Source organism: Bradyrhizobium sp. UBA2491 (assembly GCF_002341725.1).
Taxonomy (GTDB): Bacteria; Pseudomonadota; Alphaproteobacteria; order Rhizobiales; family Xanthobacteraceae; genus Bradyrhizobium.
The window spans coordinates 118,649-128,016 of the sequence record NZ_DDOP01000056.1 but is presented as its reverse complement, the minus strand read 5'-3'; the positions used below and the strand labels follow the sequence as shown (position 1 = coordinate 128,016).

The window sequence follows — 9,368 nt, the reverse complement described above, 5'->3', positions numbered from 1 at the left end:
TCGAGTGTGAATCCACCTCCCCGCATTCGCGGGGACGACAGCCGTGATGTGGCAAGCTTGAGTGGCGAACAATTACAGCCGCCGCAAGGCGACCGATTGCACCACGTGATCGGCGCCCTTCTTCAGGATCAGGGTGGCGCGCGGACGGGTCGGCAGGATGTTGTCCTCGAGATTGGCGAGGTTGGTGCGCTCCCAGATCGCGATCGCGGTCGCGGTGGCTTCCTCGTCCGACAGCAGCGCATAGCGGTGGAAGTAGGAGCGGGGGTCGGTGAACGCGGTGTCGCGCAGCGCCAGGAAGCGCTTGATGTACCAGTTGCGCAGCACCGCCTCGTCGGCGTCGATATAGACCGAGAAATCGAAGAAGTCGGACACGAACGGCACCGCCTTGCCGTCGCGCGGCAGCCGGCCGGTTTGCAGCACGTTGACGCCCTCGACGATCAGGATGTCCGGCTGGTCGATCTCGACCCATTTGTTTGGCACGATGTCGTAGGTCAGATGCGAATAGACCGGCGCGCGCACGCGGCGCCGTCCGGCCTTGATGTCGCTGAGGAACGACAGCAGCGTCGGCAGGTCGTAGCTTTCCGGAAAGCCCTTCTTCTGCATGATGCCCTGGCGCTCGAGCACCGCATTGGGAAACAGGAAGCCGTCGGTCGTGATCAGGTCGACCTTCGGCCGCGGCGACCAGCGCGCCAAGAGCGCCTGCAACACGCGGGCCGTGGTCGACTTGCCGACCGCAACCGAGCCGGCGACGCCGACGATATAGGGCATCTTGCGGTCGCGGATGTTGAGGAACTGGCGCTGCGAATAATACAGCCGCTGGGTGGCATCGACATAGATCGAAAGCAGCCGCGACAGTGGCAGGTAGATGTCCTCGACCTCCTGCAAATCGAGGCGGTCATGCATCGAACGCAGGCGATCGAATTCGCCCGGCTCCAGCGTCATCGGCGTATCGTCGCGCAGATGCGACCATTGCTGGCGCGTGAAGGTACGATAGGGATTGTATTGCTGATCTGGTGCCCGGATGTCCATGAGGCCCTCCCCGTGATCAATCGCGCTTGCGCGATGCCTTCTCTTCCAGTCCGGACATCACGGTGCGCTTCTCCAGCGCAGCCTCGACATCCTCCAGCTTCACGCCGCGTGATTTCAACAGAACCAGCAGGTGAAACACCAGATCGGCGCTTTCGGCGATGAGGTGATCGCGGTCATTCTCGACCGCGGCGATCACGGTCTCGACCGCCTCCTCGCCCAATTTCTTGGCGCAATGCTCCGCGCCCTTGTCGAGCAGCTTGCGGGTATAGGACGCCTCGCCGCCCGTTGCAGCGCGGGCGTCGATGGTGGCGGCCAGATCGTGGATCGTGAAACGCGACATCAACTCAACTCAAGCATGCGCACCGGCACTGCTGTTGTGCCATCCCTGCGTTGGGACTTAGCATTTTTGTGACAAGGAGTCCCAGATCACTGTGTTTCCGAACCACGCGCTACGGATCGAGACGCATCGGCAAACCGGCGCGCACCATGTGATCCTTGGCCTGGCGGATGGTAAATTCCCCGAAGTGGAAGATCGACGCCGCCAGCACGCCGGTGGCATGGCCCTCACGGACGCCATCGACCAGATGATCGAGATTGCCGACGCCGCCCGACGCGATAACCGGTACAGGGACACTGTCCGCGATCTGGCGGGTCAGCGGCAGGTCAAAGCCCTGCCGCGTGCCGTCCCGATCCATCGAGGTCAACAGGATCTCTCCCGCGCCGAGCGCGACGACCTCCTGGGCATATTCGATGGCGTCGATCCCGGTGGCATTTCGTCCACCATGGGTGAAGATCTCCCAGCGGTCCGAGCCGCCGGCGCGCTTGACCCGCTTGGCGTCGATCGCAACCACGATGCATTGCTCGCCGAACTTCTCGGCAGCTTCCTTGACGAACTCGCGCCGGCTGACCGCCGCCGAATTGATCGAGACCTTGTCCGCGCCGTAGCGCAGCAGGGTCTTGATGTCGTCGACGGTGCGGACGCCGCCGCCGACCGTCAGCGGCATGAAGCAGGCTTCCGCGGTCCGCCGCACCACGTCGAGGATGATGCCGCGGTTCTCATGCGTGGCGGTAATGTCGAGGAAGGTGAGCTCGTCGGCGCCGGCGGCGTCATAGGCGATCGCGGCCTCGACCGGATCGCCGGCGTCGCGCAGGTCGACGAAGTTGACGCCCTTGACCACGCGCCCGTCCTTGACGTCGAGGCAGGGGATCACGCGAACCTTGAACATGGTTTTCTCCTAGGCCGCGGTTCGTGCGCTCTTGATCAGCGTCAGCGCGGCGGCGGGATCGAGCCGCCCGTCATACAAAGCCCTGCCGACGATGGCGCCGGCAAGCTTGTTCGCACGCGGCTCCAGCAGCGCCTTGACGTCGTCGATCGAGGCAAAGCCGCCTGAAGCGATCACCGGAATCGAGATGCGATCGGCGAGCGCGATGGTCGCATCGAGGTTGAGGCCCTTGAGCAGGCCGTCGCGCGCGATATCGGTGAAGATGATCGCGGCAACGCCGGCATCCTCGAATCGCTGCGCGATCTCGAGCGCGGTGACATGGGAGGTCTCGGCCCAGCCTTCGACCGCGACCTTGCCGTCGCGGGCATCGAGGCCCACGGCGACGCGGCCGGGGAATGTCTTCGCCGCGCCCTTCACGAGTTCCGGATCGCGCACCGCCGCGGTGCCGATGATGACGCGCGTGATGCCCTTGCCGAGCCAGGCCTCAATGGTCGCGAGGTCGCGGATGCCGCCGCCGAGCTGCACCGGCATGGTGACGGCCTTCAGCATCGCCTCAACCGCATGAGCGTTCATCGGCTTGCCGGCGAACGCCCCGTCGAGATCGACCACGTGGAGATATTCGAAGCCCTGCGCGGCGAAGCTCCTGGCCTGCGCCGCCGGATCGAGATTGAACACGGTGGCGCGCGCCATGTCGCCCTGCTCCAGGCGCACGCACTGGCCGTTCTTCAGATCAACCGCTGGAAAGAGAATCACGGCTTCCACTTCAAGAAATTGGAGATCAGAGCGAGGCCGAAGCGCTGGCTCTTTTCCGGGTGAAACTGGGTCCCGATCGCGGTGTCCTTGCCGACGATCGCGGTCACCGGCCCGCCATAGTCGGCGCGCGCCAGCACGTCGCCCTCGTTGGCGGCGTTGAGGTGATAGGAGTGCACGAAATAGGCGTGGCGTCCCTTCGGGCCGAGCGGCAGCCGCTCCAGCACCGGATGCTCGCGCACCATGTCGAGCGTATTCCAGCCCATATGCGGGACCTTCAGGTTCTCGTCACGCGGCTCGATCTTGACGACGTCGCCGCCGATCCAGTCAAAGCCCTCGGTGATGACGTGCTCCTTGCCGCGCGTCGCCATCAGCTGCATGCCGACGCAGATGCCGAAGAACGGCCGCGCCTTGACCCGCACCGCCTCGGTGAGCGCCTCCAGCATGCCGTCGACCGCGTCGACGCCGCGGCGGCAATCGGCAAAGGCGCCGACGCCGGGCAGCACGATGCGATCGGCGCGATACACCGCGTCGGGATCGCGCGTCACCTTGATGGCTTGCGGATCCTCCATGCTGCGCGCGGCGCGCTCGAAGGCTTTCGCCGCCGAATGCAGATTGCCGGAGCCGTAGTCGATGATTGCAACCGTCATCGCGATCCTCCTGGCTCTGGAAACAATCCGATGATGCCGCCTTGCGGCATCGGCGGGGGCTTTGAGAATGACTGGCCCGGCACGTCCCGGGTGGGCGGTGGGCCGCCGCGGTCGACCGATCGCTGGTCGTTGACGAGGCCGCGACGACGCGCGGTCCAGCGCTCGAAGAAGCGGCGCTCGGCCGCCTCCTCGTCGTCAGCCACGACGATGTCGAGCTGGCGCCATTTGCGCCGCGACAATGTCCAGCGTTGCAGGCTCGCTGCCTCGAGGCCGAGCAACAGCATCAGCACCAGGTCGACGAGCAGGATCGCACCGCGAGCGACGCCGAGCTTGGTCAGGGCAAAATCAATCACGAAGGTGACGACGAGCCAGCCGATCAGCGCCAGCCAGAGCCGGTTCCAGATCAGCCAGACCACGCCCGCGACCGCGGCCCAGAAATGGAAGCCGTCGCGCACGAAGGTGATCTTGTCGGTCGCCGAAAGATCGGCACCGTTGGCCACAGGGGCATGCACTGTGTAGACCGGCATCGAAAGCTCCGCCGAATGTCGTCGATGTCAGCCGCCGAGCTGACCCTTGGTCGAGGGCACCTCGCCCTGGACGCGCGGATCAATCGCAACCGCGGTCCGGAGCGCCCTCGCCAAACCCTTGAAGCAGGATTCGGAGATATGATGGCTGTTCTCGCCATATAGGGTCTCGACGTGGAGAGTCACGCCGGCGTTCATCGTGAAGGCATTGAACCATTCGCGCACCAACTCGGTGTCGAACTCGCCGATCTTGTCGCGCGGGAACTCGACCTTGAACACCAGCACCGGGCGGCCGGAAATGTCGATCACGACGCGCGACAGCGTCTCGTCCATCGGCATGTGGATCGAGGCGTAGCGGGTGATGCCGGCCATGTTGCCGAGCGCCTGCTTGACCGCCTGTCCGAGCGCGATTCCGACGTCTTCGGTGGTGTGGTGGTAATCGACATGGAGGTCGCCATCCGCCTTCACCGTGATGTCGATGCGCGAATGGCGGGCCAGGAGGTCGAGCATATGGTCGAAGAAGCCGATCCCGGTCGAAACCGTGGACACGCCTGCTCCGTCGAGGTTGACCGTCACCTCGATGTCGGTCTCCTTGGTCTTGCGCTTGATGGTTGCGGTGCGCATGAAAATTGAGCTTTCCCGTGCCGAAAACGCCGGTCTTTTAACAGGCTGATGTCACCTTCGCTACTGCGGGATGACCTCGAAATGACCCAAGTCCGGGCCATGGTGACCTAAATTCCTTGCCGATCTAATTTTGACGCGTTTTCTTCACGCGAACCGGTGCCCATCCCGGATCAAGCCCGGGACAGGCTTCGCTCGAAAACGCTCTGATTTCCCCCGATTGTAACCCCCTGCCGGACCGCCTAAATCTGCGCCTGAGAGAGGTAACCTATGCAAGCATCCCAAAATGAGCTGCCGGTCTGGCATGGCACCACGATCTGCACGGTCCGCAAGGGCGGCAAGGTGGTGATCGGCGGCGACGGGCAGGTCTCGATCGGCCAGACCGTGATCAAGGCCAACGCCAAGAAGGTCCGCCGGATCGGCAAGGGCGACGTGATCGGCGGCTTTGCCGGCGCCACCGCCGACGCCTTCACCCTGTTCGAGCGGCTGGAGAGCAAGCTGGAGCAATATCCGGGGCAGCTGACCCGGGCGGCCGTCGAACTGGCCAAGGACTGGCGGACCGACCGCTATCTGCGCCGGCTGGAGGCCATGATGATCGTGGCCGACAAGGACGTCTCCCTGGTGCTGACCGGCACTGGCGACGTGCTCGAGCCGGAAAGCGGCGTGATGGCGATCGGCTCCGGTGGTAATTATGCCCTCGCCGCAGCCCGCGCGCTGGTCGATACCGACAAGGACGCCGAGACCATCGTCCGCCGCGCGCTGGATATCGCGGCCGACATCTGCGTCTACACCAACCGGAACGTGACGATCGAGACGATCGGCGGCTGAGCATGGCCAGCCCCTACCACTTCCGTCCGATGACGACGGCCGACCTGCCGCTGATCAAGCGGTGGCTGGCACAGCCGCATGTCCGGGAGTGGTGGGGCGATCCGGCCGAGCAATATGCGCTGGTCAGCGGCGACCTCGACGAGCCGGCGATGGACCAGTTCATCGTCGCCGCCAACGGCAGCGATTTCGGCTACATCCAGTGCTACGACCTGACGGCGTGGAATTGCGGCCTCGGTGCCCAGCCTGACGGCACCCGCGGCATCGATCTCTTCATCGGCACACCGGACATGGTGGCCGGCGGTCACGGTTCGGCGCTGATCCGCGCCTTTGTCGAGCAACGGCTGGCGCAAGGCGCGCCACGCATCGTTGTCGACCCCAATCCGGCCAACGCGCGCGCCGTGCGCGCCTACACGAAGGCGGGCTTTCAGGAAGCCGGCACGGTCGAGACGCCCGACGGTCCGGCGCTATTGATGGTCCGCGACGCATGACACTCGCGCCGAAACCCGAGGCCGGCGTTTCAGCCTGGCAATGGTTCGCAATCGCCGCCGCGCTGCTCGCACTCCAGGCCGCGCTGCTTTATGCGATGGGCCGCCTGCCGATCTGCGCCTGCGGCTATGTCAAACTCTGGCACGGTGCAGTCCAGAGCTCGGAGAATTCGCAGCACATCACCGACTGGTACACGCTGTCGCATGTGCTGCATGGCCTGTTGTTCTACGGCCTGACCTTCCTGGCGCTGCCTCGTCTCGCCTGGCCGGCACGGCTGATTGTCGCGATGCTGATCGAAGGAAGCTGGGAGCTCGTCGAAAACTCCAACTGGATCATCGAGCGCTACCGCGCCGGCACGATCTCGCTGGATTATTACGGAGACACCATCGTCAATTCGGTGTCGGACACGCTGGCGATGGTTTTCGGCTTCCTGCTCGCGCGCAAGCTGCCGATTGCGGCAACGATCGCGTTCGGCGTTGCCTTCGAAACCGTGATGCTGCTCCACATTCGCGACAATCTGACGCTGAACATCATCATGCTGATCCATCCGTTCGAGGCGATCAGGCAGTGGCAGGCCGGGCCGCCGATCCTTTAGGCGGTCATGCCCAGGGAACATGCCCAAGGAACGCAGCCGCTTGCCGAGACCACGAATTCAACCTAGCTAGAGCCAATGACCGACTTCTCCCCCCGCGAAATTGTTTCCGAACTTGACCGTTTCATCGTCGGCCAGGCCGACGCCAAGCGCGCCGTGTCGATCGCGCTGCGCAACCGCTGGCGGCGGCTGCAACTTGCCGGTTCCCTGCGTGAGGAGGTTCTGCCCAAGAACATCCTGATGATCGGGCCGACCGGCGTCGGCAAGACCGAGATCGCGCGGCGGCTGGCCAAGCTCGCGGGCGCGCCGTTCCTCAAGGTCGAGGCCACCAAGTTCACCGAGGTCGGCTATGTCGGCCGCGACGTCGAGCAGATCGTCCGCGATCTCGTCGAGGTGGCGATCGCGCAGACCCGCGAGCGCAAGCGCAAGGATGTCCAGGCCCGCGCCCAGCTTGCCGCCGAGGAGCGCGTGCTGGATGCGCTGGTCGGCCCGGGATCGAGCCCGGCGACCCGCGAGTCGTTCCGCAAGAAGCTGCGCGCCGGCGAGCTCAACGACAAGGAAATCGAGATCGAGACCCAGTCGTCCGGCAGCGGCATGCCGATGTTCGAGATTCCCGGCATGCCCGGCGCCCAGATGGGCGCGATCTCGCTCGGCGACATCTTCGGCAAGATGGGCGGACGCAGCAAGACCCGCCGCCTGACCGTGGAAGGCTCGCACGAGATCCTCGTCAACGAGGAATCCGACAAGCTGCTCGACACCGATCAGTTGGTGCAGGAAGCGATCAGCGCGGTCGAGAACAACGGCATCGTGTTCCTCGACGAGATCGACAAGATCTGCGTGCGCGAGAACCGTGCCGGCGGCGATGTCTCGCGCGAGGGCGTGCAGCGCGATCTGCTGCCGCTGATCGAGGGCACCACGGTCTCGACCAAGCACGGCGCGGTCAAGACCGACCACATCCTGTTCATCGCCTCCGGCGCCTTCCATATCGCCAAGCCCTCGGACCTGCTGCCGGAATTACAGGGCCGGCTGCCGATCCGCGTCGAGTTGCAGGCGCTGACCCGCGACGACATGCGCCGGATCCTGACCGAGCCGGAAGCGTCGCTGATCAAGCAATATGTCGCGCTGATGAAGACCGAGGGCGTCACGCTCGACATCACCGACGGCGCGATCGACGCGCTCGCCGATGTCGCGGTGGCGGTCAATTCCACCGTCGAGAATATCGGCGCGCGGCGGCTGCAAACCGTGATGGAGCGGGTGCTGGACGACATTTCCTTCACTGCACCCGACCGTCACGGCGAGACCATCCAGGTCGACGCCGACTACGTGACGAGGCATGTCGGCGATCTCGCCAAGAACGCCGATCTCAGCCGGTTTATTTTGTAGACGTTGCAGCCTCTCGTCGCCCCGGCGAAGGCCGGGGCCCGTAACTCCCGAAGTCAGTAGTGACCAAGACTCGGGCCGACATTCCTTCTAAAACTGCCATCGGTGGTAATGGGTCCCGGCCTTCGCCGGGACGACGTGAGTAGGCGATCAATGAATCTGTGGGTGACGCAGAACCCCTGGCGCCTGATGCTGGCCGTCAACGCGGCCGTGCTGGTCGGGGTGTTCCTGCACAAGATCGCGCTGCCGCCTTTCGTCCCCTACATCCATCTCTTGGTCGATTATCACTACGGCTTCACCAAACGCGCGCTGATCGGCGCGATCGTGTCGCTGTTCACCGACAAGGTGCCGGTGTGGCTGGTGTTCGCGCTGGCCGGCGCGATCTGGCTGGTGACGCTCGGACTGTTCGTCAGGCTGTTTCAGCGGACGTTCGGCCTCGACGACGCGCATTGGCCGCTGTTCGTTTTCATTGCGGGATCGCCGTTCTTCCTGAAGAACTTCATGCACACGCTCGGCCATTTCGACATCTATGGCTGTGCGTTGACGATCCTGCTGCTGCTGATCCCGGCGCGCTCGGTCACCTATGTCCTGGTCGCGGCTGCGTTCTCGATCGTGCTGATCCTGATCCACCACATCTTCGTCCTGATGTATGTGCCGACGATCGCCGTGATCGTGGTGCTGCGCTTCTATCTGGTACAGGGCGCGACGCCGCGAAACTTGGCCGTCGGGCTGGTGGCGCTGGCCGCGGTCGGCATCCTGTTCCTGGTGGCGCAGTTCGCCGGCACCGTCGACGTGCCCTATGACGAATTCCTCCGTCACCTGCAAAGCCGGATGGCCGATCCATCGCGGACCGACCTGCTGGAGTTCGGCTACATCTGGTACCAGCCGCTGTCGAAGGAGTTCGCCGACACCTGGGCGCGGATGCCCTCGAACATCCTGGGCGTGCCGGTGTTTGCGCTGCTGATCTGGCTGCACACGCCGCTGTGGCGCTATTTCACGCGGTTGATCGAAGCGCTGGCAAGCGAACTGCATCGGCGGATCGTGCTCGCCGCGCTCGTCATGATCAGCGCCGGCTATGTCGTGATGTTCGTAACCGTGTTCGACTATTCGCGCTGGATCTCGAACTGGGCGGTCTGCATGTTCCTGATGCTGCATGCCGTGAAAATGCTGCCGGCCTCGAAAGAGGTGCCGGTGATTCCGGCGGACGATCGCAAGACGACGGTCCTGGGCTGGATCGTGACGCTGATCCCGCGCGTCGGAATCGTCCGGCCGTTCTGATCGCACG

The 9,368-nt window shown here is 64.4% G+C and carries 12 protein-coding genes; 5 read left to right on the top strand and 7 right to left on the bottom strand.

The window, feature by feature from the left end:
- Window positions 1-72: 72 nt before the first annotated feature.
- From coaA to hisB, 7 genes are all read right to left on the bottom strand, one after another.
- On the bottom strand, window positions 73-1,029 hold the full coding sequence (coaA, locus tag B2W55_RS18645) for a type I pantothenate kinase (protein ID WP_024583055.1): 957 nt from the start codon (window positions 1,027-1,029) through the stop codon (window positions 73-75).
- Between the two features lie 16 nt (window positions 1,030-1,045).
- Window positions 1,046-1,369, bottom strand: coding sequence for a phosphoribosyl-ATP diphosphatase (locus B2W55_RS18640; RefSeq protein WP_024583056.1), 324 nt, complete (start codon window positions 1,367-1,369; stop codon window positions 1,046-1,048).
- Window positions 1,370-1,478: 109 nt separating this feature from the next.
- A complete protein-coding gene (hisF, locus tag B2W55_RS18635) occupies window positions 1,479-2,255 on the bottom strand; it encodes an imidazole glycerol phosphate synthase subunit HisF (RefSeq protein ID WP_024583057.1) in 777 nt (258 codons plus the stop codon).
- Window positions 2,256-2,264: 9 nt separating this feature from the next.
- Window positions 2,265-3,005 carry a 1-(5-phosphoribosyl)-5-[(5-phosphoribosylamino)methylideneamino]imidazole-4-carboxamide isomerase gene (gene hisA, locus B2W55_RS18630; protein WP_024583058.1) on the bottom strand — a complete coding sequence of 247 codons (741 nt, stop codon included), beginning with the start codon at window positions 3,003-3,005 and terminating at the stop codon, window positions 2,265-2,267.
- Window positions 3,002-3,652, bottom strand: coding sequence for an imidazole glycerol phosphate synthase subunit HisH (gene hisH / locus B2W55_RS18625; RefSeq protein WP_024583059.1), 651 nt, complete (start codon window positions 3,650-3,652; stop codon window positions 3,002-3,004). Before hisH ends, hisA begins: the two co-directional genes overlap by 4 nt.
- Window positions 3,649-4,179, bottom strand: a complete 531-nt coding sequence (locus tag B2W55_RS18620) for a DUF2628 domain-containing protein (RefSeq protein ID WP_024583060.1) — start codon at window positions 4,177-4,179, stop codon at window positions 3,649-3,651. Before B2W55_RS18620 ends, hisH begins: the two co-directional genes overlap by 4 nt.
- Window positions 4,180-4,206: 27 nt before the next feature.
- Window positions 4,207-4,800, bottom strand: a complete 594-nt coding sequence (gene hisB / locus B2W55_RS18615; RefSeq protein ID WP_024583061.1) for an imidazoleglycerol-phosphate dehydratase HisB — start codon at window positions 4,798-4,800, stop codon at window positions 4,207-4,209.
- A gap of 267 nt (window positions 4,801-5,067) precedes the next feature.
- On the opposite strand from hisB, the gene hslV reads away from it, so the two are divergent.
- From hslV to B2W55_RS18590, 5 genes are all read left to right on the top strand, one after another.
- The gene (gene hslV / locus B2W55_RS18610) at window positions 5,068-5,625 is read left to right on the top strand and encodes an ATP-dependent protease subunit HslV (RefSeq protein WP_024583062.1); all 558 of its coding nucleotides are present in this window, start codon (window positions 5,068-5,070) and stop codon (window positions 5,623-5,625) included.
- Window positions 5,626-5,627: 2 nt separating this feature from the next.
- Window positions 5,628-6,113 carry a GNAT family N-acetyltransferase gene (locus B2W55_RS18605; protein ID WP_024583063.1) on the top strand — a complete coding sequence of 162 codons (486 nt, stop codon included), beginning with the start codon at window positions 5,628-5,630 and terminating at the stop codon, window positions 6,111-6,113.
- Complete coding sequence (locus tag B2W55_RS18600; RefSeq protein WP_024583064.1) at window positions 6,110-6,706, top strand: DUF2585 domain-containing protein; 597 nt, start codon at window positions 6,110-6,112, stop codon at window positions 6,704-6,706. The genes B2W55_RS18605 and B2W55_RS18600 overlap by 4 nt, the downstream gene beginning before the upstream one ends.
- A gap of 75 nt (window positions 6,707-6,781) precedes the next feature.
- Entirely contained in the window at window positions 6,782-8,086 is a 1,305-nt protein-coding gene (gene hslU / locus B2W55_RS18595; RefSeq protein WP_024583065.1) for an ATP-dependent protease ATPase subunit HslU, read from the top strand.
- 150 nt (window positions 8,087-8,236) lie between these two features.
- Window positions 8,237-9,361: a hypothetical protein gene (locus B2W55_RS18590; protein WP_024583066.1), complete on the top strand. Its 1,125-nt coding sequence runs from the start codon at window positions 8,237-8,239 to the stop codon at window positions 9,359-9,361.
- Window positions 9,362-9,368: the final 7 nt, after the last annotated feature.

What these genes read in the sequence shown, in the direction of transcription:
- hslV (WP_024583062.1), top strand. Translation starts at nt 5,068, where the DNA reads ATGCAAGCATCCCAAAATGAGCTGCCGGTCTGGCATGGCACCACGATC.
- hisH (WP_024583059.1), bottom strand. Translation starts at nt 3,652, where the DNA reads ATGACGGTTGCAATCATCGACTACGGCTCCGGCAATCTGCATTCGGCG.
- hisF (WP_024583057.1), bottom strand. Translation starts at nt 2,255, where the DNA reads ATGTTCAAGGTTCGCGTGATCCCCTGCCTCGACGTCAAGGACGGGCGC.
- B2W55_RS18605 (WP_024583063.1), top strand. Translation starts at nt 5,628, where the DNA reads ATGGCCAGCCCCTACCACTTCCGTCCGATGACGACGGCCGACCTGCCG.
- B2W55_RS18640 (WP_024583056.1), bottom strand. Translation starts at nt 1,369, where the DNA reads ATGTCGCGTTTCACGATCCACGATCTGGCCGCCACCATCGACGCCCGC.
- hisB (WP_024583061.1), bottom strand. Translation starts at nt 4,800, where the DNA reads ATGCGCACCGCAACCATCAAGCGCAAGACCAAGGAGACCGACATCGAG.
- coaA (WP_024583055.1), bottom strand. Translation starts at nt 1,029, where the DNA reads ATGGACATCCGGGCACCAGATCAGCAATACAATCCCTATCGTACCTTC.
- B2W55_RS18600 (WP_024583064.1), top strand. Translation starts at nt 6,110, where the DNA reads ATGACACTCGCGCCGAAACCCGAGGCCGGCGTTTCAGCCTGGCAATGG.
- B2W55_RS18590 (WP_024583066.1), top strand. Translation starts at nt 8,237, where the DNA reads ATGAATCTGTGGGTGACGCAGAACCCCTGGCGCCTGATGCTGGCCGTC.
- hslU (WP_024583065.1), top strand. Translation starts at nt 6,782, where the DNA reads ATGACCGACTTCTCCCCCCGCGAAATTGTTTCCGAACTTGACCGTTTC.
- B2W55_RS18620 (WP_024583060.1), bottom strand. Translation starts at nt 4,179, where the DNA reads ATGCCGGTCTACACAGTGCATGCCCCTGTGGCCAACGGTGCCGATCTT.